This window comes from Streptomyces sp. NPDC093065 (genome assembly GCF_044754585.1).
Taxonomy (GTDB): domain Bacteria; phylum Actinomycetota; class Actinomycetes; order Streptomycetales; family Streptomycetaceae; genus Streptomyces.
The window spans coordinates 1-22565 of the sequence record NZ_JBIVPJ010000042.1; the positions used below are offsets into that span (position 1 = coordinate 1).

17 protein-coding genes and 6 pseudogenes are annotated in these 22565 nt (G+C 67.4%); 13 read left to right on the forward strand and 10 right to left on the reverse strand.

Annotated features, from left to right (window positions below; translation table 11 throughout):
- Positions 1-552: 552 nt before the first annotated feature.
- Complete coding sequence (locus ACIQFU_RS37630) at positions 553-1461, forward strand: intradiol ring-cleavage dioxygenase (protein WP_402557810.1); 909 nt, start codon at positions 553-555, stop codon at positions 1459-1461.
- Positions 1462-2025: 564 nt separating this feature from the next.
- Here ACIQFU_RS37630 and ACIQFU_RS37635 read toward each other — a convergent pair.
- Entirely contained in the window at positions 2026-3021 is a 996-nt protein-coding gene (locus tag ACIQFU_RS37635; RefSeq protein WP_402557812.1) for an intradiol ring-cleavage dioxygenase, read from the reverse strand.
- A gap of 1049 nt (positions 3022-4070) precedes the next feature.
- Positions 4071-4616 (reverse strand): nitroreductase family deazaflavin-dependent oxidoreductase, encoded by a 546-nt coding sequence (locus tag ACIQFU_RS37640; protein WP_402557814.1) that lies wholly within the window; start codon positions 4614-4616, stop codon positions 4071-4073.
- Positions 4617-4739: 123 nt separating this feature from the next.
- On the opposite strand from ACIQFU_RS37640, the gene ACIQFU_RS37645 reads away from it, so the two are divergent.
- The 4 genes and pseudogenes from ACIQFU_RS37645 to ACIQFU_RS37660 form a co-directional block, all read left to right on the forward strand.
- Positions 4740-5246, forward strand: coding sequence for a MarR family winged helix-turn-helix transcriptional regulator (locus ACIQFU_RS37645; RefSeq protein WP_402557815.1), 507 nt, complete (start codon positions 4740-4742; stop codon positions 5244-5246).
- A 135-nt stretch (positions 5247-5381) separates the two neighbouring features.
- Positions 5382-6134, forward strand: coding sequence for a hypothetical protein (locus ACIQFU_RS37650; protein WP_402557817.1), 753 nt, complete (start codon positions 5382-5384; stop codon positions 6132-6134).
- Positions 6135-6239: 105 nt separating this feature from the next.
- On the forward strand, positions 6240-6944 hold the full coding sequence (locus ACIQFU_RS37655; RefSeq protein WP_402557819.1) for a DUF4396 domain-containing protein: 705 nt from the start codon (positions 6240-6242) through the stop codon (positions 6942-6944).
- 96 nt (positions 6945-7040) lie between these two features.
- Positions 7041-7317, forward strand: a pseudogene (locus tag ACIQFU_RS37660) (PadR family transcriptional regulator); the annotation flags it as partial.
- Positions 7318-7508: 191 nt separating this feature from the next.
- On the opposite strand, the gene ACIQFU_RS37665 reads toward ACIQFU_RS37660, so the two are convergent.
- Positions 7509-8039 (reverse strand): STAS domain-containing protein, encoded by a 531-nt coding sequence (locus ACIQFU_RS37665; protein WP_402557820.1) that lies wholly within the window; start codon positions 8037-8039, stop codon positions 7509-7511.
- Between the two features lie 101 nt (positions 8040-8140).
- Here ACIQFU_RS37665 and ACIQFU_RS37670 point away from each other — a divergent pair.
- A pseudogene (locus ACIQFU_RS37670) lies at positions 8141-8893 on the forward strand (transposase family protein).
- Positions 8894-9390: 497 nt separating this feature from the next.
- Here the strand turns inward: ACIQFU_RS37670 and ACIQFU_RS37675 are convergent.
- From ACIQFU_RS37675 to ACIQFU_RS37690, 4 genes are all read right to left on the reverse strand, one after another.
- Positions 9391-10173, reverse strand: coding sequence for a transposase family protein (locus tag ACIQFU_RS37675; RefSeq protein WP_402557822.1), 783 nt, complete (start codon positions 10171-10173; stop codon positions 9391-9393).
- A 170-nt stretch (positions 10174-10343) separates the two neighbouring features.
- On the reverse strand, positions 10344-10616 hold the full coding sequence (locus tag ACIQFU_RS37680) for an STAS domain-containing protein (RefSeq protein WP_402557823.1): 273 nt from the start codon (positions 10614-10616) through the stop codon (positions 10344-10346).
- Entirely contained in the window at positions 10594-11826 is a 1233-nt protein-coding gene (locus ACIQFU_RS37685) for a PP2C family protein-serine/threonine phosphatase (protein WP_402557824.1), read from the reverse strand. The genes ACIQFU_RS37680 and ACIQFU_RS37685 overlap by 23 nt, the downstream gene beginning before the upstream one ends.
- 46 nt (positions 11827-11872) lie before the next feature.
- Positions 11873-12676 (reverse strand): alpha/beta fold hydrolase, encoded by an 804-nt coding sequence (locus ACIQFU_RS37690; protein ID WP_402557826.1) that lies wholly within the window; start codon positions 12674-12676, stop codon positions 11873-11875.
- Between the two features lie 877 nt (positions 12677-13553).
- Here ACIQFU_RS37690 and ACIQFU_RS37695 point away from each other — a divergent pair.
- Positions 13554-13709 (forward strand): annotated as a pseudogene (locus ACIQFU_RS37695) (IS5/IS1182 family transposase); the annotation flags it as partial.
- 65 nt (positions 13710-13774) lie between these two features.
- Positions 13775-13930: pseudogene (locus ACIQFU_RS37700) on the forward strand (transposase); the annotation flags it as partial.
- Between the two features lie 12 nt (positions 13931-13942).
- On the opposite strand, the pseudogene ACIQFU_RS37705 reads toward ACIQFU_RS37700, so the two are convergent.
- A pseudogene (locus tag ACIQFU_RS37705) lies at positions 13943-14692 on the reverse strand (transposase family protein).
- Between the two features lie 691 nt (positions 14693-15383).
- On the opposite strand from ACIQFU_RS37705, the gene ACIQFU_RS37710 reads away from it, so the two are divergent.
- The 3 genes from ACIQFU_RS37710 (at position 15384) to ACIQFU_RS37720 (ending at position 17480) form a co-directional block, all read left to right on the forward strand.
- Positions 15384-15887 (forward strand): tyrosine-type recombinase/integrase, encoded by a 504-nt coding sequence (locus ACIQFU_RS37710; RefSeq protein ID WP_402557828.1) that lies wholly within the window; start codon positions 15384-15386, stop codon positions 15885-15887.
- Between the two features lie 231 nt (positions 15888-16118).
- Positions 16119-16325 carry a helix-turn-helix domain-containing protein gene (locus tag ACIQFU_RS37715; protein WP_402557829.1) on the forward strand — a complete coding sequence of 69 codons (207 nt, stop codon included), beginning with the start codon at positions 16119-16121 and terminating at the stop codon, positions 16323-16325.
- 195 nt (positions 16326-16520) lie between these two features.
- Positions 16521-17480, forward strand: coding sequence for a tyrosine-type recombinase/integrase (locus tag ACIQFU_RS37720; protein WP_402557831.1), 960 nt, complete (start codon positions 16521-16523; stop codon positions 17478-17480).
- 63 nt (positions 17481-17543) lie between these two features.
- Here ACIQFU_RS37720 and ACIQFU_RS37725 read toward each other — a convergent pair whose 3' ends face one another.
- The gene (locus ACIQFU_RS37725; RefSeq protein WP_402557833.1) at positions 17544-18887 is read right to left on the reverse strand and encodes a hypothetical protein; all 1344 of its coding nucleotides are present in this window, start codon (positions 18885-18887) and stop codon (positions 17544-17546) included.
- 721 nt (positions 18888-19608) lie between these two features.
- On the opposite strand from ACIQFU_RS37725, the pseudogene ACIQFU_RS37730 reads away from it, so the two are divergent.
- Positions 19609-19734: pseudogene (locus ACIQFU_RS37730) on the forward strand (ribbon-helix-helix protein, CopG family); the annotation flags it as partial.
- A gap of 405 nt (positions 19735-20139) precedes the next feature.
- Here ACIQFU_RS37730 and ACIQFU_RS37735 read toward each other — a convergent pair.
- Complete coding sequence (locus ACIQFU_RS37735; protein ID WP_402557835.1) at positions 20140-20715, reverse strand: CGNR zinc finger domain-containing protein; 576 nt, start codon at positions 20713-20715, stop codon at positions 20140-20142.
- A gap of 103 nt (positions 20716-20818) precedes the next feature.
- Between ACIQFU_RS37735 and ACIQFU_RS37740 the strand changes: the two genes are divergently transcribed.
- Positions 20819-22003 carry an epoxide hydrolase family protein gene (locus tag ACIQFU_RS37740; protein ID WP_402557837.1) on the forward strand — a complete coding sequence of 395 codons (1185 nt, stop codon included), beginning with the start codon at positions 20819-20821 and terminating at the stop codon, positions 22001-22003.
- Positions 22004-22565 lie beyond the last annotated feature (562 nt).

A 22565-nucleotide genomic window follows, 5' to 3' on the forward strand; every position in this document is an offset into this window, starting at 1 on the left:
TTCGAAAGCTCAACAGCTCCGGGCTCAGCTACGTTCTCACTGGTCATCGATGCATCCTCCATGATCGGGAGTTACACCGAACGATTTACAGTCCCATACGCTGCCCGTGAGGTACTCAACCTGGTCGGACCGGTTTCCCATACCCTCCTCTTGATAGGGCGTCCGGGAGGCTGGGCGGGGCCCAGACAGGTCTTGCGTCAACGGTTCTAGGGAACTGTGGCGGGCGACCCGGCCCTGGCCCAGCGTTGTTCCCGGCCAGTGGGCGTCGTCCTAGCGGCGTTACGCGGCGGACGTGTTCGGGAGCGGAGCGGGAAGGTCGACGGGCCCGCGGGTGCGTTAGTGCCAGAGGGCGGGATCTGGAATTGGGCCTGAGGTGCACAGCGTGTGCGTGGTGTCGTCACAGTGTTCGCCCAGGCTTGCCACCGACAGTGGCAGGACCGTCCGTGTTGAGACACAACCAGGGAGACACACATGGTACGAGTGCCCGAGCCAGAGCATACTTCCGAGGGGCCCCGGTATGAGGGCCGTCTGCTCGATCGTCCGGACGACGAAGTGGTGGACCAGGGTGCCGCCTTCGACGCCAGGACGCTGATCGGCCGTAGGCGGATGCTGAGCCTTTTCGGGATCGGGGCCAGTACGGTCGTTCTCGCCGCCTGTTCCTCGAACGGCTCCGGGCCGAGTGCCACGTCCACGGCTGCGGCGTCGGGCTCCGCGGGCACAGCGGGCGAGATCCCGGAGGAGACGAACGGCCCGTACCCGGCGGACGGCACCAACGACGTCAACGTGCTGGAGCGGTCGGGCATCGTGCGCAGCGACATCACGACAAGCCTCGACGGCGGAACGGCCGTCGAGGGCGTGCCGCTCACTCTCACGCTCACGGTCACCGACATGGCCAGTGGCGACATCCCGTTCGAGGGCGCCGCGGTCTACGTGTGGCAGTGTGACGCGCAGGGCCGGTACTCGATGTACTCCCAGGGGGTCGAGGAGGAGACCTACCTCCGCGGTGTGCAGTTCGCCGATGCCGACGGCGTGGTGACCTTCAAAACCATCGTGCCGGGCTGCTACACGGGTCGCTGGCCGCACATCCACTTCGAGGTCTACCCCGACGCCGACTCCGCGACGGACGTCGCCAACGTCGTCGCCACCTCTCAGCTCGCCTTTCCGGCCGACATGCTGGGCAAGGTCTACGCCCTCGACGGCTACTCCGGGTCCAGCGACAACATGGCCGGCGTCGGCACTCGTGTGTCCGACGACGACATCTTCGGCGAGGGGGACTGGAAGCTGCAGGTGCCCACCGTGTCCGGCGACGCGGGCTCCGGCTATGTCGCGAAGCTGGACGTCGGTGTCGACACCGACACTGAGCCCACCCGCGGCGGCGCCGGTCAGCCACCCGGCGGAGGGGGGTCGCAGCCCCCCGGGTACCCGCCGGGCGGTGCGCCGTCGGGCAGCACGCGCGGCTGACCGGCGTTTCGCCGCGAGGCCGCCAACCTGCCGGAGCGACGCAGTCGAAAAGGCATCACGCGCTGCCGCTTCGCGAGGCGGGCACGGCCAGCGCCACAGGTTCCGGTCGCACTCGAACCCATGCGAGCAAGGGCGCCACTCCCTAGCCTCGTCGGAAGACCGTGACGTCGTTTCTGCGGGGCATGTCCCTTCCGGTCATTGCTCCGTTCCCGTGTGAGCGGGCCTGGCGGACTCCGGAGAGAGCCTTGCGCGACCAGGCTTGGACGGCGAGGTCGCTACCGGCCGGTCCGGGCTCGTTCCGGCGGCGGTCCGACCGCGTTTCCGTCTTCGAAGCGCGGTTCGGCTCCGGCGTGCACGAGTGTCCGGTGGTGCCCCCCTGGCGGTGTCCGGAGCGGCCGGGCCTTCACCCAGCGGACGAACCTGAGTTCGGCGAGGGCCCCGACCATCGTGGCCAGGGACCTCAGCGCCGGGACGGTGGCCACCGATGAGGGGGGAGGAGGCGGCGCGCTCCGGCAGGCCGCCGAGCCGTCCCCGGCGGTCGTCAGCGCGTCGCGTCCCCAGTGCTCAGGCGGTGGTGGAGGGCGAGACGCCCGGCGGAGTGCCTCCCCCCGGCATGCCTCCGCCGTCGTTCTCGGCCTCCGGATCCACCGCCATCGTGATGTGGCTGACCACGCCCCGTGCCAAGTGGCGGCGGTCGTAGACGAGCCGCAGCAGTCCACCCGGCGTCCCGGTGCCCGGGTAGATCGTGTCCTGGTCCAGGGTGACGCGGGTGACGGAGTTTGCCGCGTAAGGGTCGAGCCCGACGGTAGCCTCCACCGCGCCTTCCGGGAAGTAGAACTGCCCTGTGTGACAGGTGCGTCCCCCGGTGTAGCCGTCCGAAGTGCGCTCGCCTCCCGTGTGCACCTTGGTGTGGATGTGGACGGCTCGTCCGCTGTACCAGCCGGGGAAGATCGTGCGGAAAGTGACGAAACCCTGGTAATCGGTCATCTGGATGCCCCGCAACCAGGTCAGGTCGTCCGTCGGAGTGGCATGGCCCCCGCCGCCCCCGCCGCCCCCGCCGCCCCCGCCGGGCGGCGGATCCGTCGGCGTTCCGGAGGGCTGCGGCGTTGGGGGCTCCCCGGGCGGGGTGCCCCCGCCGTTGCCGCCGGCGGTGTATCCCGAGTAGACGCCGGAGGCGTCGCAGTGCCAGATCTCGATCGCCGTGTTCCGCAGGGGTCGGCAGGTCGTGGCGTCCACCACGCGGAGCAGCAGGATGAGCGGCACGCCGGTTCGGTCCTCGACGACGTTGCGGCGAAAGAGCTCATAGTCGATGTAGTAGGGGCCCTCGATCTGCTCGGTCGTCAGCTGCATGCACGTGTCGGTGGCCAGCGCGGCGGTCCGTGCCGAGTCGAGGGCGTCCGTCGCGCCGACGCCCCCGCGGGCGGAGGCGTGGGCGGCCGCACCCATTCCGGCGAGAGTGACGGCGCCGGCCCCGCCCAGTGCGAGGACACGACGACGCGTCAGGGCCCGCGAGACGACCGCGTTGTCGGCCTCGTCGTAGAACTGCTGTGGGTTTGTCATGTACGGGAACCTAGGTCGGTGCGCTGTGAGAGGCGTGTGAAACAACGGCCATTTCCAGCCGATCCCGGCCGGCTCCGCCCGCCGTCCAACCGCTGCCTGTCCGAGGTTCCGCTGTAGCTTGGCCGGATCGGTTTTCCTCGGATCGAGAACCGGTCACTTGCCGATGCAGGAGCGCTTGGTCCGCCACCGGTTAGGGGCAGCGGTCGCAGACCAGGTTCCCGTTGAGCATCGGAAAGATGACCTTTCGGTAGATGGTGAAGGAGTTGGCGCCGTCGAGCCGCGCTGCCTCGTCGCGCCACGACGCGTCGGCCCGTAATGGTGCCGGAAGGGTCGTTTCTCGGTCAGGCCCGACGCGGCGACCAGGTGCTGGCTGACCAGGAGGCGCAGCCCGTGCCCGGCCTCCGCTGCCCGTTCGCCGAGCACGCGCCTGGAGTCGAGTCCGTCCCGGGGCAGCCGACGCCCGGTGGAGGCGGCCTCCGTCAGTATCTGCTCGTAGCCGACCAGATCTCGTCGGTCATTTCCCAGCCCTCTACTGCCCCTGAGGCAGTCGTGTGCTCGCGGTGTACTTCCCGTCCGCGCCGTGTCCCGCTGGAGAGTAGCGAACAGGGTGGGCTGAACCGGCGCTGCGTGCGAGTCCAGTGGCCGCTCTACGCCGCGTCCGCCGACGGCAAGGACGGGGGAGCGGGGCTCGGTGACTCGACAACAGCACTGGACGTCCGGGGCGGCGAGGTGCTCTCGGGTCCTGTGGGCAGGCCCGGAGGCTCTTCGGGAAGGCAGGAGAAGAGTCCCAGCAGAACGGCGAGCGCGGCCGCGCCTGCCAGGATGCGCCCGAGGCGGCGTATTCGCCCGCGAGTGTCAAGGTGGCGCCATGGGGGCTCGGCCGGTGCGTCTTCGCAGTACCAGGCGTCGCCCACAGGGACGTTCCTCTGCGGACGCCCTGTCCGTTCCCGGGCGGATGGCTCTCGCGGTGCGGATCGGGCGATGGCTTCCTCGCTGTCCGTGAGGAATCGTCTCCACACCGAGTCAGGGGTGGGATTCGGCACTGTCGCTCATCTCGTTGCTGTCGGTGCGTCTTGACCTGGGCGGCGCGGCGCGTCCGGTGGGCAGGTGTCTGTTTCGAGGCGGACGAAGGAAATCGTGCGACCGGCCTCGCACAGGGCCGACTCGGTGCCGTCGGCCGGCAGTCCCAGGTAGGCGCACAGGCGGCGGGCGGTGCGGGGGTGGCGTCGGCCGTAGTGCGCCATGATGTCGGCGCCTTCGTCCGGAGTGAGGAAGTGGGCGGTGACGGCGTGGTGGCGGTTGCCGAATTGCACGACCGTCTTCGGCTGGGCACGTAGGTTGCGGTACCAGTCGGAGCGCGGACCGAAGCCGGAGGCGACCGTCCAGGAGCGATACGGCGCTTCGTAGGCCACGACTTCGAGAACCACCCGGCGGTCGTGTCCACTGATCCGCCCCACGTGGTGCAGCAGCAGCACCCGTCTGCCGAGCAGCGGTCCCAGGCCGGCTCGGAACAGGAAGATGAGCGCGCGAGCGGCCCGCCTGCGCCAGCCGGCCGGAACGCGCGGTCTGGCGGGGTCCGCTTCATCAGGTGTCATGCTCGCCTCCAGAGGGTGGGGTGTCCAACCTCGCCTCGACGGGGCTGGAGACCCGAGGATTTTCACTTTGGCAGGCAAAATTTTGCACAGTCTAAATGATGAATCCCGGGTAGAAAGGGGTCCATGGTTGAGCGCGAGTCCCGCGAGGGGGCCATGGAGGACGTCGATGCCGTCACGCGGGAGGTGCTGACCGCGTCCCGGCTGCTGGTGGCGGTCTCCGCCAGGTCCCTGTCCGCCGTCGAGGAGCGGGTCACGCTGCCGCAGTTTCGAATGCTGGTCGTCCTCTCCGCCCGGGGCGCCACCAAACTCGTCGCTCTCGCCGACCTTCTCCACGTCGCCCCCTCGACGGCCATGCGCATGGTGGACCGGCTCATCGCCGCCGGGCTGGCGGACCGGCAGGTCAATCCCGACAACCGGCGGGAGACCCTGCTGCGGCTCACGGCGGAGGGACGCCGCACGGTCGAGGAGGTCACCGCCCGGCGGCGCACGGAGATCGCCGTCATCGTCGAACGTCTGAGCCCGGACAAGCGGCGGGTGCTGATCGACGCCCTGGCCACCTTCAACGAGGCGGGCGCGGAGCCCTCCGCCCCGGCTGCCGATACCGAGCCGTTCCCTCTCGGCTGGGAATGACGACACCGTACCCTGTTTTGCACAATGCAAGGAATTGGCGGAGCGGGCATGTGCCCGCTGCGGGTGCGAGGGAGCCCACGTATGAGCAGACGGCGCCGGGGCCCGTCCGCGCACGGCTCTCACGCGGCGGCTCATGTGCGCGCCACGGTCTGGGGGCCGGCAGACTTCACGGGCCTGCCGCCTCGGTGGTTGATCGGTGAGGGTCTCTTCGCCGGAGTCCTTGGATCAGGGCTGATCGTGGGCGCCGGGGTCTTCGGCGTCTGGACCGGTGAGTCCGCATTCGCCGCGGGCGAAGTGGGCTTGGTGTGCGCGCTGGGCCTTGTTCTCTACCTGCTCCTGGTCCGCGCCGGCCGGGCCCTGGTGGGGATCGTCGCCGTCCTTGCCCTGGGGCTCGCACTGCACACGCCTCAGACCGCCGCCGGCGTGGTCCTCACGGCCCGGGGACAGGAAGGGTCCGTGGTCGTGACATCCGTCCAGGCGAGTGAGAAGGCGTCCGGGGCTCGGGGTCGACATTTCTGCTCGGTGGAAGGTCGGGACGGTGTGCCCTCCACGGCTCGGATCTGGCGGGGGTGCACCCAGGCCACCCGCCCGGGGGACGCGCTGGCGCTCGTCTACGACCCGAAAGGGCTGGTGCCACCGCGCGGGGTCGAGGGCGCGACGGTAATCCTGGAAGAGCTGGGGGGACTGCTCGGCTGGGCCGTCGGGCTGGTCATCGCCTGCGTCATCGCGGTGGTGCGGTCCTTCCGCCTGCTCGACCGCCCGGCCGCCTCCGGCTCCGCTCGTCCTGGTGGCCGGAGTCCGACTCGTGCACAAGGTTCGGGAACGAGTGGCGGCGGCGGGCGACGAATTCGCCGAGAAGACGGCTCCGGGGGACCCACTCCGACATGAGGCGTCCGGGTTACACGACTGGCCGAGCGTTTCTGTGCTGACCGGCCCGCTATGGGGTACCTGTCCACCTGATCATGGACGACCTCGACGAGCGGAGGTGAACGGATGGAGCGGCACGTGCAGCCGGCGGACTGGATCGAGGTCGTGGGCTGGTTCAGCCTCGCCGTGGCCTTCGCCAGTGCCCTCGTCATCCTGGCCGACATTGTTCTCGGCGGCCACCGCCAGAAAATGTGGATCATGAATGTGGTGTATCCGGTCACCGCCCTGTACTGGGGGCCGGTCGCCCTGTGGTTCTACTTCACGCGCGGTCGGCGCACCTCGAAGCCGATGGTCGAAGAGCAGGGCATGCCCGACTCCGACAAGCTACCGCAGTGGGACGTGCAGTCGAAGGCCATCAGCCACTGCGGGGCCGGGTGCACCCTGGGAGACATCGGTGCCGAGTGGCTCGTCTACGCGGCCTCACTCACGCTCGCAGGCAAGGCCCTCTACGCCGACTTCGCCCTGGACTTCGCCTTCGCCTGGATCCTGGGCGTCCTCTTCCAGTACTTCACCATCGTCCCTATGCGCAACATCGGTCGGCTCAAGGGCGTCTGGGCAGCCGTGAAGGCCGACACCTTGTCCATCATCGCGTTTCAGGTCGGCCTCTTCCTCGGCATGTGGCTCTACCAGGAGGTCATCTTCTCGCCCGGCCTGCCGAAGACGAGTGCTGCCTACTGGATGCTGATGCAGGTGTCCATGGTCCTCGGCTTCTTCACCGCCTGGCCGGTCAACGCATGGCTGGTGCGGACCGGCTGGAAGCAGAAGATGTAAACCCCGGTCACGGGCCCTGCCTGCGATGGCGAGCGGCGACAGCCCCATTGATCTGAGGTCTGTGAGGGCGGCCTCCGTCGGCCCCAGACGTTGTACACCGACGCCGGCCGCCGCGAACTGTTTCGCCGACTTCGGGATGTCAGCGGTCTGGACGTCACCGACAGCACGCGCTGCTTCACCGCCCTGGCTTTCCTCTCCCACTTGCCCGACACGGCTGACCAGCACGCGGCACTGCGCCGCCGACTGGAGTTCCTCGAAACAGCCGGCGAGCATCTTCCACGACGGTGACCACTCACTGGGTGCCGACGACACTGACGACCCCTACCGGCGCGGCATGCTCACCATAGCCCGTGCCACCAGCCGCGCAGAAAGGGTCCTGGCCTTGCCCTGCAGCAGCGTGGGGTATGCCTCGGCGGGGAGCCAACTGAGATCAGGCGCCCAGGCGCAACCTATCGGACCGGGTGCGTCCGCAGCCAACGCCGTCTGCGAAGGCCGTTACAGCGCGGCCCGTCGCAGCCGCGCTGCAGTTGGGCCGTGCGCCCCGCCCAGGGACTTCACCGGCGGTCACCGGCAGCGCAGCCGGACCCGTGCGGCCCGGCGTCCGGCTTGGCGGCCCCACAGGTGCCGGAGCCTGGTGTCCGGTGCCCGTTCGAAGACGTGGGCGATGCCGAGCGTGCGCAGCGATTGCCATACCTGCGGGGGTGCGCCGCGGACGAGGAGGCGGGTCTGGGTCCGGTGGGCAGTGACGGCCGTGCTCACGAAGGCGCTGGCGCACGCGTGGGAGAAGTGGCTCACTCGTAACATATCGATGATCAGGCTGCGCGGCCGGTCTGCCAGCGCCGTTCGCAGTCTGTCGGCCACCTCGGCCTGCCGGTCGCTCCACAGTGCACCCTGCAAGCGCACCACGACAGTCTTCGGGCCCCGTCGTGTGCGTCGGGAACCCGGCAAGGGGCGCAGGTGGCGCCGTCGTCCGCGGGTTTTTGCATGTTTCGCACGATAGGCGGCGTGGCCGGACGTCGCTCGTGGGAGGACTCCTGTCCCGGCCCCCGAGGCTACCTGCTTGCAGAATACCGGAGTAAAGTGAGCCCTTTCCAACCTGACGGGTGGTTGAGCTGCGGGCCCCGGCGGCGGACATGAAGAAAGCTCCTGGTAGACGGGTTCACGACCAAGATCACCGCATCCTGCCAGGAGTTCGTGTGCTTGTCTGCCCGTCTGCCATCGATCTGTCCAGCCGTACCCTGAGTTGTTTCTCCGGTCTGCTGGCAGGTCACCGACGCCGGATCGGTTCTCGTTGGCGCCGCCTGAGCTGCGGCCGATAGGCTCTGTTCGTACTCGCCCGCCTACGCTGCGGCGACACCCGCAACCGCCTGGCCGCCGGCTTTCAGGTCGGGATCGCGACGGTCTACCGCTGCATACGCGAGGCCGTCGGCCTCCTGGCCAGCCTTGCCCCGACACTGGGGCAGGCCATGCACACCATCCGCAGGAAGGCGTACGTGATTCTCGACGGCACACTTCTGCCGATCGTCCGTGTTGCGGCCGACCGCCCGTACTGCTCGGGAAAGAAGAAGCATCACGGGATGAACGTGCAGGTCCTCACCGACCCGGCCGGACGACTGCTCTGGATCTCGGACGCCCTGCCCGGCACCGTGCACGATCTGACCGCGGCCCGCACCCACGGCATCGCCGCCGCCCTCGCCGCCGACGGCATCAAGTGCTGGGCGGACAAGGCGTACCAGGGCGCCGGACCCGCCGTCCGCTTCCCGGTCCGGGGCAAGCACCTGCGCGGTCGGCACCGCCGCCGCAACCGCGATCACGCAAAGATCCGAAGCTTCGGCGAACGCGCCGTCGCCACCCTCAAGTGCTGGCGAGTACTCCGCAAACTGCGCTGCAGCACCACGAGGATCACCACCGTCGTCCGCGCCATCGTCACTCTCGAACTCACCAGCTGATCAAGATGGAGAGGGCTCAGTGTGCGGAAGAGTTCGGCGCCGATCACGAGCGCGGGACGGTGGTCGAAGCGACACCGATCCCCTTTGTGCCCGCGTCGTGTCCAGCTACGTGCGAGCCGGGCTCGGGCTGGATTCGGCCGAGCACGCGGCTCAACCCGGACTCCCCTCCGGCGTGCTCAGCGAGGGTGTGCGAGGCAGCCAGCGACGCGCTGAGCCGACCTCATGCCGGGCGGCCCAGCCACGGCACTGCTTGAGAAGGAGCGATCGCCCATTCCGGTTTCCGTTGGACGAGAAACGATTAGTTTCGTTCGCCTTTCCAGGCGGCGTCGGCGTCCTGAACTGTGTGGTGGGTCGGGAAGAGCAGGTGGAGGCCGAGGACCTGGATGGTGCGTTTGACACGGTCGGGAACTGTGGCTAGTGCGATCGACGCATCGACAGCTAACGAGCTCGTGCACAGTAGGCGGTGAGGCGTCGAGGACTTTGGCGGGGCTCGGTGTTCACCTCGGCCGTGCCGAGGTGAGGTCGACGGTCTGCTGGTGGGACAGCAGGGCGGCGATGGCCTGGACGGTGTCGCTCATGTGCTCGCGGCGGCCGAGCTGGCGAGCCAATGCTCGCCAGCTCTTCAGGTGGGCGATGCCGTGTTCGACTCGGATGCGTCGCGAGGAGTGCGCTTTGCGCTGTCTCTCGTACATCTCCTCGTACCGGCCCGGAGCATTCCTCTTGAACTTGCGGTGTGGTGGTGTGATCACCCGTCCGCCGGTCTGGGCACCCAGGCCCTGATAGCCGGCATCGGCAAGGATCTCCACCGTGGGCCCGTCGGCCAGGAGCTGGACCAGCCCCAACTGGCGGGCGTGGGTGATGTCCGCGCAGCTACCGGGCCTGGTCGGGCTGCAGAACAGCACCCGCCCGTCCTCGTCGGTGACGACCATGGTCTTGACGGCGTTCTGCTTGTTCTTGCCGGAGATGAACGCGTCCCGGTCCTTGCGCCCGGCGGCCGGCCGGCGGACCCGGATCTCGGTGCCGTCGATGATCCCGGTCTTCCCGTCGGCACCGAGGTGGTCGATGACCTCGGACAGGGACCGCAGCCGCACACCCGGGCCGACGGTGCACCCTCGCTCGGCGAGCAAGGGCCGCACCTCTGCGATGGCGCGGGTGATGGTGGAGCGGTCGACACTGAACCAGCAGGCGAGCACGTCGTGCGTGACCGCGTGCCGGAGGTGCACGAGCGTGGCCAGGAGCCGGTCGACAAACACCAGCCGGTGCTTCGCACCCGCGCCCACAGCACGCTTCCGTGGCCAGGACGCAAGCTTGGCCTGGTGCCGTTCGTGCCACAACGGGCCAAGTACAGCCACGAGTTCAGCGATCACGTCGGCTGACAGGCCCGTGATCCTCCGGTCACTGATGATCGCTGCACGAGATGCGTTTCCCACCACACGACCATGATCGACGATCAGAAGCTCGACACCTCCCTGCCTACCGTGCACGAGCTCGTTAGGGCGTGGTTGCGCGCGGCGAGAATGACGGTGATGCCGGTGGAGTCAAAGAAGGTGACGCCTGCGAGGTCCAGGACGAGTTGCTGGCCCGGTTGAAGCTCGATGGCCGGCAGTGTGGCCTGGGCCGCAGAAGCGGTGTGATGGTCCAGTTCTCCTGTCAGTTCAATGACCGCTCCGGCGGTGCCGGTGCGAACGTAGATGGTCAGCCTATTGCTCATCTTGCTTTTCACTGGGAGAACGGGGCACATGGATGGCGAGGACGGCGGTGTCGTCGTCCACGCCGGTGCCAAAGGTGTCGAGAAGGTCGCGGATCGCGTCGACGACCACAGATGCGGTGGTGGGGGCCAGTCCACGACCGAAGCCGAGGAGGGCGTCGTCACCGTAGCGTTGCCCACCAGTGGCGGTGGTGTGGGCCTCGGTGAGTCCGTCAGTGTGAAGGAGCAGGGTGTCGCCGGGGGCAAGGTAGACGCTGGTGGTGGCGATGTGAATGTCGGAGAGTACGCCAATGAGTTGACCGCCGGGGGTGTGCAGGAAGTCGGTTGTGCCGTCGGAGCGCATCAGCATGGCCGGTGGGTGCCCACCGCTGGCCAGGGTGATGCGGAAACCGCCTCGGTCTTCGTCGGGTGTGAGTAGGCCGAAGACGACTGTGCAAAACCGGGGGTCGGTGCCGTTGTACTCGTGGGTGAGAACAGTGTTCAGATTGGCTAGGACTGAGGCAGGGGTGGAGTCGTAGACGGCGGCGGCGCGCAGCGTGTAGCGGGCCAGGGAGGTTACGGCCGCTGCGGCGGCGCCCTTGCCGCACACGTCGCCCAGGAACAGCCCCCAGGTGCCAGCAGCCAGGGGAAAGAGGTCGTAGAAGTCACCGCCCACCTCGTCGGAGGATGCCACGTGGTAGTGCGAAGAGACTTCCAGGCCGGGGACGTTCACCAGCGCCGGTGGCAGTAGGGTCATCTGCAGGGTGGCGTTCAAATTCTTGAGGCGGTCCCGTTCGAGGTCGGCCTCCTTGCGTGCGCGCAGCAGTTCGGTCTCGTAGGCGCGGCGGTCGCGGGCGTCGAAGACGGTGGTACGGATTAGTAGTGGCTGCCCGTCGTCGCCGCTCTTCACGATTGAGGTGACCATCACGGGTAACCGGGAGCCGTCCGCGGCCTTGAGGTCAAGCGCGATGCCCTTGGCCTCGCCCCGCATGCGCAGGAGCGGGGCAAAGTGCGTTTCGTGGTAGAGCCGACCACCCACGGTCAGCAGGTCGGAGAAATGCCTGCGTCCCACCAGGTCTTCGCGCTTGTATCCCAGCCAGTCCAGCAAAGTGGTGTTGATCCGTACGATCCGTCCGTCCAGCAGCGTGGAAATGTAGCCGCAGGGCGCGTGCTCGTACAGATCCTCGGCACTGTCCTCCAGCAGAGCGGAAAGCCGAGCCTGCTCGTCAAGAGCTACCTCATCCATCCCGTTTCCACGGTTCTCGCCCTGGTCACCGTCACTGCACATCAACTCACGCCCCCGCGAAGGCCGCTATGACCGCGGCGGTCTCCTGCGGTGCGGAGAGCTGGGGGCAGTGCCCGGTCGCGTTCAGCGTCACCAAGCGGCTTCCCGGTATCTGCGCGTGAACGAACGCGCCCACTTCCAGCGGGGCGATCGCGTCGCTGGAGCACTGTGCGACCAGTGTTGGCACCCCCACCCGGGAGAGGTCGGCACGGTTGTCGGACAGGAACGTCACCCGGGCGAAGACGCGCGCGATGTCCGGGTCTGTGCGGCAGAAGCTGTTGGTCAGTTCCTCGCCCAGTTCGGGCCGCTCGGGGTTCCCCATGATCACCGGCGCCATCGCCCCCGACCAACCCAGATAATTCGCGTCCAGAGAGTCGAGCAGGTCCTCGATGTCCCCAGCACTGAAACCGCCCCGGTAGCCGGTGTCCGGGTCGTCGACGAAGCAAGGCGAGGGTGCGAGCAGGACCAACCCGGTGAACGCCTCGGGCTCTCGTGCGGCGGCCAGCACGCCCATCATCGCGCTGACCGAATGTCCCACGAAAGTGACGGGCCCCAGCGCCAGTTCTCGGTGCAGCTCCAGTATGTCGTCGACGTAGCCGTCGAGTGAGCTGTAGCGTTCCGGGTCCCACACCGACAGGTCCGATTTCCCGGAACCCACGTGATCGAAGAGGACAACGGTGAAGTTGTGTTCAAGTGTCGGTGTAACCAGACGCCACAAATTCTGGTCGCACCCGAAACCGTGTGCCAGCATCACCACCGGCCCATCGGCCCGTCCGGTCACTGTCGCGTGGTTCCTATTGCGTACGTTCATGTGGCTATGTCCTTCACGGCCTGTGAATGAATCATCGGTGCATCCCCGTACAAGTCGGTCAGGTTGGCGGACGGTCCCGGTGTTGAAATTCGTTTGCAGCCCTCGGTCGGGACTGAGGGCGGTTCGTGTCGCATCCCTCAGGACGCCGCGCCCGCCTTAAGCTTCCGGTACGGCCTCGGCCACCGAGGCGTGCGCGGTCTCGCCCGAGGTGCTCAGTGGGACCACGAGCGGGGAGAAGATGTCGCGGTGCCCGACGGCTGCGAGGGGGCGCATCCCACGGGGGAAGGTGGAGTCGATGTGTACAGGCGTTGGCAGCCCGCCCCGGGCCTCCCGGTCCAGGCCGATCTGGCTAAACGCCCCAAAGCGTACACTGCGCGTACCGACCACGGAGGGCAGCTCGGTGGCGAGAACTCTGGAACGGTGCCATCACGCATGCTCAGGAGTGCCGCCACGTAGGGGCGTCATCAACAGTGGCCGCCCGGGCCATGGCCCGGGATCCGAGGAGGGCACCGTCCAGCCGTAGCCGCCGCTTGCCAGGAAACCCACCGGACTCGGGGGCGTAGCCATCGTGCTCACCTGCCTGTCGAGACCCCTTCATCCTCAAACGTACTCTAATCAGCAGCCCCCCGCGAGTGATAGTCGCGGTCGACTATGCATCTCCTTGAGGGGCGAATGTGCGACCCTGTATATCCTTAGCGCTGTGCAATGCAGTAACTCGATGTCTTATTGAGCATTCTGTCATGTCGACCGCGTGTGATTCTCGTTTGCAGCTACCACCTCCGGATTCCGGCCCGGCGGATCGCACTCGATAACTGCAGTACACGGCGTCGAGTAGGGCCGGGGCTGCCGACAGAAGTAGGCGGAGAACTGTTGGGGATCCGGTGTGACGTGGTGGCGTCGGCTGCGGGACTGGAACAGGGCTGGTGCCTGTCAGGGGCTGCACGAGGTGCTGCCGGCCGAGCTGAACGCGGCGGCCCGACTCGTCTGGTCGCGCTGCGTGGTCGACTCCTCCCACGTCAAGGCCCTACAGCGACTAACACAATGAGGTGGATCGGCCTGGTGCCGTGACCATGTCGAGCGTTGAGCGTTGCCCTGGGCATGGGGGCGTCGCTGTGGATTGTGCCGGATGAGCTGTGGGACCGCCTGGAGCCGCTGCTGCCGCAACGACCGAGGCGGTTCAGGTACCTGGGGCGGAAGCCGTTGCCGGACTGGGAGGTGCTGTGCGGAATTCTGTACGTCCAACACGCCGGCATCCAGTGAGCTTCTTCAGCGTTGCAGCTTCAGTGTGAGGACGGCCTTGGCGATTGACGTCATGCGGTTGGGGCTGCATCGGGACCTGCGGAAGATCCGCCAGGACTTCAGGCGGGCGACGCCGCGTTCGACAGGTGCGCGTGCTCCGGCCAGGGCACGGTTGTGGTTCTTGGCGGTGGGGGTCAGTTCCTGCAGGGACTTGCGCTTGATGCCCGTGGTCAGCTACGGTCCTGCGCCTTGGTAGGCGAGATCGGCGACGATTGGAACGCCCTGGCGCTCGCAGATCCGGATGATTCGGTGGGTGCGGGCGGCGGTCAGGTCATGGGTGCGGCCGGGCAGGGTGGGCGAGAGCCACAGCAGTCGGCCGCCGGGATCGGTGACAACCTGCACGTTCACGCCGTGGCGCCGGTGTTTGTGGGAGTAGTCGGCCCGGCCGTCGCCGGCCCGGTCGCATTCGGCGAGAGTGCCGTCGAGCAGGACGAAGTCGGGTTCGTGGTCGCGCAGTGTCTTGAGCAGGCCAGGTGCACGTGCGGCGAGCAGGCCGATGACCGCGCTGGTGTAGGCATGGGCGGTGGACTCGCTGATCCCGAACCCGGCGGCGATCTTCGCCAGAGTGGTGTGTTCACGCAGGTACATCAGTGCCACCATCGCGCGCTGTGACGGGCGGAGCTTGCAGCGCCGGTCGCCCTCACGGGTGACGATCAGCATGGTGACCCACTCCACGAGTGTATGCGGCGGGTCGAGTGCGGCAGGATGCATGACCAACGAGGCCCCCGAGCAACGTGATTGAGACGTCAGACACCTCGATCAACAGCCCGGGGGTCTCGCTCGTTGCGGCTCGCAGGCAGTCACCTGATCGGTGGCCGTCTCGAAGAAGCTCAGTGATCGAAGGATGGCGCCACGATGGGAGGGGAGCGCATCACGACTTCCGTTCGTCGCCCCTCGGCGACTCCGGCACAGAGTGCCGAAGTGCTGTCTGGACGGCGGTCAGTGCAGACCTGATCGTTGCAGGGGGATGGAGCAGGTGCTTAGAAGGCGCCTGCTCTATCCTCGCGTTCCCTTGGTCACCGAGGGGCAGGTATGGGTGGGTTCGGCCAGATTCACCGACAGCAGACACATTGAGTCCCATACGGACTGGATTAACTCGGCGAAGGAAGCAAACCTAGAGCGGTCTTGAGAAAGCAGAACCTGCTCTCTGCGCATCAGTCGGGACCGCGAGAGGTGCGTCGCGGGCGCAACATAGCCGACGATCGCCGGTTGGCCAAACCGGCGCTTCTGCAGACCATTGAGTGACCAGGGGATGCCGACGCATCCCGATGTCTCGCGTGAGGAGTCATGTAGCTTGTCGAAGCTGGCAATAGGTGAATCGTCCTTGCTCTCTGCGGACCATGTTCGCGCCCTTCTGGAGTGGCTCCAGGTGGAATCTTCGGGAGCCGTTTTCCCTTTCCTCGCCGCTATGGCGGGCACCGCCCTTTCGCCGGGTGAAGCAGTCTCGGTACGGGTGCAGGACGTGACGCTCCCGGACGGGGAGTTCGGGGAGGTGTTGGTCCGTGTCGGCGAGAGCCGGAGGGTTCCTGTCTCCCCGGACGTCGTGGGTGTGCTGAGGCGCTGGATCGACGAGGCGGGTTTGGAAGCTGAAGACCTGCTGTTCCCGGCCGAGCGGGGTGGGGCGTTGGCGTCCTCCGAATACAAGAGGGCGTGGAGGCGCGCTCGCCAAGCGGTGTTGAGCCCGGACGAGGTGCAGGCGGGCTTGGGGGAGCAGGTCTCCAGCCTGCGTGACTCCTGTCTGGACCGCTGGCTCGAGGCGGGCGTTCCTGCGTGGGGTGTCGCCGAGTGGGCTGGCGTGAGTGCGAGCTGGATTGCGCTGCGGTACCCGCACCGCTTCCGGCTGGAAGACATCGAGATCGACTGGGAGCACCTGGAAGAGAGCCTGCGCCTTCCGGGCATTCCCGAGCGGTAGTTTCCCCTTTCGCGCTCCGACTCACGATCCGAGCGCGAAGACCACGCGCCGAGCACATATCGAACGTCGGCGGTCCACGCCGCACGCGGCCGTGTCACATGGCTCGACCCCCAGCGATCTGGTTCCCACTGCCCTACAGGGCCGGTTGACCTGCGCCGTGGACTGCCGGCAGCCCGGCTGAATCAATTCACCTGCTTAGCCTTTCCCCCCTCTGTTTCCGAGGACTCGCGCATGCCTGCCCGTTTGCTGTCCATTCCCGCTGTCGCCGCCGCCCTGGACGTCGACCGGCGCACCGTCTACCGCTTCGTCGCCGCCGGCGACCTCCCGGTCGTCGACCTGCGCACCGGGACGGAACGATCTCGCGTCCGTGTCCCTGCTGCCGGGCTTGAGGAGTTCATCGCCAGGAGATTGGTTGGCTCCCCGCGCCCCCGTCGGTGAATTCCCGCCCCCAGCCCAGACCTCACCGCTTCCGAGCAAAGGAGTAGTACCGCGTACCTGCGCAAACTGAAGTCCGGCAAGTGGCAGGCGACCGTACGCAACCGGGCCGGAGACCGGTTCAGCGAGTCCTTCCCCCTCAAGGCCCAGGCGCGGGCCTGGGGCATCGCGCTGGAGACCCAGTTCGCCCGCGGAGGCATGCGCGACCCGCGGGCCGGCGAGATCGCGTTCCGGGAGTGGCACGACCGGTGGTGGAACGCCCGCATCGTCCAACCCCACACGCTGCGGGGCGACGCGTCCAGCATCAAGAACCACGTCATGCCGTACTGGGCTGACTGGGAGATGCGGGCCATCACCCGCATGGACGTCCAGAGCTGGATACGCTCCCTGGTCGAGAAGGGCGCAGGCCCTGCCGCAATCAAGCGGGCCTACAACCTGACGTCGTCCATCATGCGCGCTGCTGTCGACGACGATGTGATCGCGGTGAGCCCGTGCCGCAGCATCGATCTGCCGCCCATCGCGGTCAAACCGCCGCAGTGGTTCACGCCCGACCAGGCGCAGAGCATCCTCGACGGACTCGTCCCCGCCTGGCGGACGATGTGCCTGCTCGGCTTCTACACCGGACTGCGCTGGGGAGAGCTCTCCGGCCTGCACCGCCACCGCATCGACACACGCCGCTCCCGCCTGTTCGTCGTGGAGGTCAACACCAAGAGCGGCATCAAGGAGTACCCCAAGAGCTCCAAGAGCCGCCGGGAGGTCCCGCTCCCGCCCCATGTCCTCGCAGCCCTCGAACGCCACATCCACCGGCTCGACCGCGACGCAGTGGTCTTCACGACCATCACCAAGGGCCGCTCCGGGCGCCTCCTCGCCGACAGCAACTGGCGTCGGCAGACCTGGTGGCCTGCTGTCGAGGCTGCCTACCATTTCGGCGACGACGGCGAGTTGCAGCTCGTCCCGCACTACCCGCCGCACTCCATGCGCCACACTTGCGCCTCGTGGCTCGTCCAGAGGGGAGTCTCGCTCTACGAGGTTCAGCACCTTCTCGGCCACGAGAGCTTCCAGACCACCCAGCGCTACGCCCACCTCCAGCCGGACGCCCATAAGGCTGTGCTGGGAGCCTGGGAACGCATGGAAACCCCGCTCACCATCGTCGCATGAACGTTCCTTTGCCCTGTCCTCCACGGACAGGGCAAAGGCGTTTCCCGGTTGAGCCGGGCCGGGTCACGTTCGCGGGTCGGTTGGACAGTCTCCGGGAAGCGTCCAGCGGCCGTCTGCGTCGAAGGGCCACGCGTAGGCGTAGGCATCGATCTTCGCCAGCTCACGCAGCGCCTCCCGCCCGGCAGGCGGATCCACAGGAGTGCGCAAGGGTTCCCTCAAGGGGTCGAGTTGCACCGCGTACGCCTCAGCCCATTCCAGCCAGTCCGCCTCCTCCGTCACGACCGGCGCCTCGCCTGCTCGGGCGCGGGCTGCCTGGCAGAAGGCGCGGATCTCTTCGGCCTGCCGCCAGTCCCGAATCTGCCCGGTAAGAATCGTCGCCCTGTGCTGCTCGATCTGCTGCTCGCGAGCCCGCGCGACGGCCGCGTACCAGCGGCGCCGCTGTTCGGCCTCACGCAGCTCCTTCTCCCGCTCCCGGCGGTCGGCTTCCGCCGCAAGGCGTTCGAGATTCTGCAGTAGGTGCCCCAGCCGTGACTCCAATGTCCACCGGGCGCTGTCGCTGTAGGAGTACGAGTGCTGGTACCAGCTCCCGGAGGGCGCGCCGAGAGCGAGGCGACCGTTGAACTCCTCGTCGTACTTGGGCAGGCGCGTCCAGGGATTGCGCTCCTGTTGACGGCGCTCCTGCGGGGTCGGCTCGTGCGGGACCTTGGTCGTCCGCTCCGTGAGAGCGAGGGGAAAGGCCCGGCACTGGATCACGATCGCGACCGTGTGTACAGCTTCACCGCGTTGCAGATCGCTCTGGGCCTCGACCGTGTAGCCGCGTCTTTCCGCTTCAGTGAACAGTGCGTGCATGATCCGAAGGGCTCGGTCGGCGAGGGGACGCGACAGGTACAGCGGGATGACTGCCGGCTTGCCCCTGGTGTCGGTCACCCTCTGTGATCGGCCGAGAGCCTTGCGCGTCGCACGAACGAGACGATGAGGTCGATCAAGGATTTCCGGCACGTCGACGGCCGGCACGGGAAGAGGCTGAGCGGCCTTCTCAGTCTCCTCGTCAATCAGCGTGAAGACGCAGTCCCCGCGCTGTCGGCCGTTCCACCGCAGCTTGTGCCCTGTGGGTACGTACCCATGGTGGAGTGCGTCGTAGTACGCCGCCCGCCATCGACCCCGGGTCTGCGCGGCAGGATCGGGAACCGTGATCTTCCCGGAGGCCGACTGCAGGCGGGAGATCAGCTCGGTTCCAGTGGCCGGAGCCAGCGCTGCCTGGGCGGCATCGCCCTTCAGCTTCTCCTTCTCGGCCTGTACCTGTCGCGGATGCTTGCCGTGCTTGAGGTAGTAACGGCCGTCCGCAGTGACTACGGCGACGTGTCCGCTCCCGCGCCAGGTCCGCTTGATCAGGTCCCGTTGTTCCAAGGCCCAGGATGTTTGAGACCGGGCAGGTGGGATGGGCATCGCACTGGACGCTGCTGCGATCTCACGGAGCAAGTCGACTTGGGGCTCCGTCAACGTGCACTTCACCGCGGCGGCTCCTCGACGGTCCGTGGACGGGAGGGCCAACCTAGGACCGCTATAGACGTCTCGTGTGCAGAGGTGCTTCGTATGGGTGAATCGGGCTGTCAACAACCACGGCCGCTACAACGGCGATGTAGGAGGTCGGGGGGGATCCCCCCGCTTCGCCAGCACACGGCCGTGACGCTCATTTGACGCTCCGAGCCCCGTACGACTCCTTGGGCGAGCCGAGAAACTATGCCTGACCTGGTGTTTCGTGCGCAGCCGTCCAGGTCAACATCCTTCCGATGACCCACCATGTGGAGTGCGTGGCGATTCTGGAGCCTGCGGGCAAGGGGGCCTGACCTGCGGGGTTTGGGGCATAGGGCGGTCGTTCGACGTGTTTCCCTCCGCGTAGCGGTTCGAGTGAGCGAATCGATCTTTGTGGCTCGCTGACCAACGTATTCGTGAGCGAGGTGCCTGCTTGGGCGACGTCTTCGGAGAATCTTGACGCTCGGATGACGCTCGATGCGGAGGCCTCTGCTGCGCCGCCGCAAGCGGTGCGAGTGACCATCCCGGCCCCATGTTCCTTGGGAGGCGAGAGCGAGGCCACCGCGCCATTTGATACCGGGCAGGTCATCTCTGTATGGCGATGACAATCCGGCTCCCCGACGACCTTGACGCGAAGCTCACCGAGCGGGCTCGTCGGGAAGGTCGCAGCAAGCAGGAACTTGCCATCGAGGCCATCCGTGACGCCCAGCACCGGGCCGACCCAGCCGAAGGTCGATGACGTCCTGGCCAAGCCTGATCGGCAGTCCCGAACCCGGGGTACAGCCGAGATGGGTGTAGCTCGTTTCCGGGGACGGCCCTGCCTGCGGGAACTACGGTTTGAGGCCCGGCTGGGTGGTCCACTCGGCGATCGGTGCGGGGGGCGCGGCCACGTGCGGCGACCGGTGGGGCGATCTTGATGCAGTGCAGGGGAGTGACCTGGCGGTTCTGAAGCATTTCCACAACGGGCGGCAGCACCGATCCGGCAAACTCCCAGTTCAGCCCGCCCTTCCCGAAAAGAGCTGGCCCCTGGGACGGTCGGCCCGAGGTGTCCCCGTCGATCTCCGGCTCCAGCAGGCGCCGACATGCGCAGGCGTGGGGCGGCAGTTGGCCGTGCCGACGGCAGTGATCACCCTGTCAATATGGCACTCTTACGCCGGTTGGCGTAGAAACGTGCCTTCTTCTGGCGGTTGCCGCAGGTGTTCATGTCGCACCACCGGCGGGTGCGGCTACGACTGGTATCGAAGAAGGCGGCTCGGCACGTCGGTGAGGAGCACAGGGCCAGCCGTCCGTCCCGTTCACCTGCGATGATGCCGATCGCGTCGGCGGCGATCACGCCCAGGGCATCCTCCAGGCCGGAGGCTGGACCGAGCCGCCAGCGACGCTCGCCCTCGGGTGTCAGGATCGCCGCGGCCCGGCCCTGGCTGCTCCGGTCATTGAGGGTTCGGACAGCGAATGCGGGCAGGGTGTCCTGGAGCGCGACCGCGGTCGCGGCCGCGTGGATCGACTCCCTCAACTCCCGGGCGAGGTCGAGCTGGTCAGGAGTGCAGGAGTCCACGTCGAGGCCGTACACCGTCAGCCAGTCGACGAGTCGTCGCGGCGTGGGGATGCGCTCCACGGCGTCGCCATGACGCTCGGACAAGGTCCCCGTGAAGCTGGTCGCCAGCACGGATCCGAGGCGGAAGTCAGGAAACTCAGCACGCATGGAACCACCGTAGCCGGTTGCATACGGGTGAGAGCTCGCGCTAGAACCGTCGTAGCCGGTTCGCGATGGGGTGCGGCCGGTACCGCGATGGCCAGGAGGTCCCATGTCTCGCCCGACCGGCGACGTGTACGCATTCACAGCCCGCGCCACCGACGCCGAACTCGACGATCTACGCGCACGCCTGTCCGCGGCGCGGCTGCCGGAGACCGAGACGGTCCACCGCGCCACGCCCGACCCGCGCCGGTGGAACCAGGGCGTACCGCTCTCCGACCTCGTCGACGTCGTCCACTACTGGCGCACCGGGTACGACTGGCGGTGGTTCGAGGACCGCCTGAACACGATCGGCCAGTACCGCACAACCATCGACGGCCTGGGGATCCACTTCCTTCACCGCCGATCAGCGCGCACGGATGCCACACCGCTGCTCCTGACCCACGGCTGGCCGGGCAGCATCGCCGAATTCATCGACGTAGTAGATGAATTGGCGGATCCGAAGGATGCCGACGCGCCAGCGTTCCACATCGTGGCCCCGTCGCTGCCGGGCTTCGGTTACAGCGACAAGCCGGCCACCACCGGGTGGGGGACCGGAAAGATCGCAACCGCATGGGTGGAACTCATGCGGAGGCTCGGCTACGAAAGGTTCGCAGCCCACGGCGGCGACTGGGGAGGCGTGATCACCACCGTCCTCGGCGGCAGGTTCCCCGCGCATGTCCTCGGCATCCACACCACGCTCGCGCAGGCACCATCCGGCCTGACCACCGAAGGCCTGACGCCGACCGAACGCCAATGGGCCGAGGAAACCCGCGACTTCTGGCACCACCGCGCGGCGTACGCGAAACAGCAGGCGACCCGACCGCAGACCATCGGCTACTCGCTCGTCGACTCACCGGTCGGGCTCCTCGCCTGGATCCTCGACAAGTTCGCCGAATGGACGGACACCGACGACAGCCCGTTCGAGAGGATCTCCATCGACCGAATCCTCGACGACGTCACCCTGTACTGGCTGACACGGACCGGCGCGTCGGCGGCCCGCATTTACTACGAGAGCCACGGCGGCGTCAACGCCCTCGACCCCGACCTCCGCGTCGACGTCCCGTCAGCCATCACCACGTACCCCCGCGACATCGAGAAGTGCCCACGCCCCTGGGCACAGCAGCGGTACCAGCAGATCGTCCGCTGGAGGACGGCCGAAGCCGGCGGCCATTTCCCGTCGCTGGAAGTGCCCGAATACTTCGTCAAGGACCTGCAAGAAGGCATCACGGCAGTGCTGACCGCCGACGGCCGGTGAACACGGAAACGAGCCCCTGAACCAGGGCCCTGGGAAGTTTTCCGAGGCCGCATTGCCCGACCGATCGCCGAGTGAACCACCCAGCCGGGCCTCAAACCGCAGTTCCCGCAGGCAGGGCCGTCCCCGGAAAGGATCCGCACCCAGCCGAGATACGCACCAAAGGGGCGCTGAGTTGATCTTGATGCGACTTCGCACGGGGTCAGCACAGTGAAGCCGCAGTAAATGCGCACACCTCGCCCTGGCGGCCGGAACAGACCGCCGCAGATCGCGACGATCACGGCAGGAGTCTCCGCCGCAGTAAATCCGGTATTCACTGCGGCAGTTGTGCATACGTCTCCGCGATCGAGTATCCGCCCGAATGTGGTTCTGCTGTGCGGACTTGAGGAGAGGAGACTGTCAGTGCCCGACGCCGACCAGGCCTGACGCCAGCATGTCTGCCCGGGTCATGCCCCTAGGCAGTTTCGTTTGGATCAGTCGGTCGTTGGTCCGGGTGTGCCGTTGACTGACGCGCAGTGGGCGCGGATCGAGCCGTTACTCCCGGACCGGACACCGAAGCGGGGTG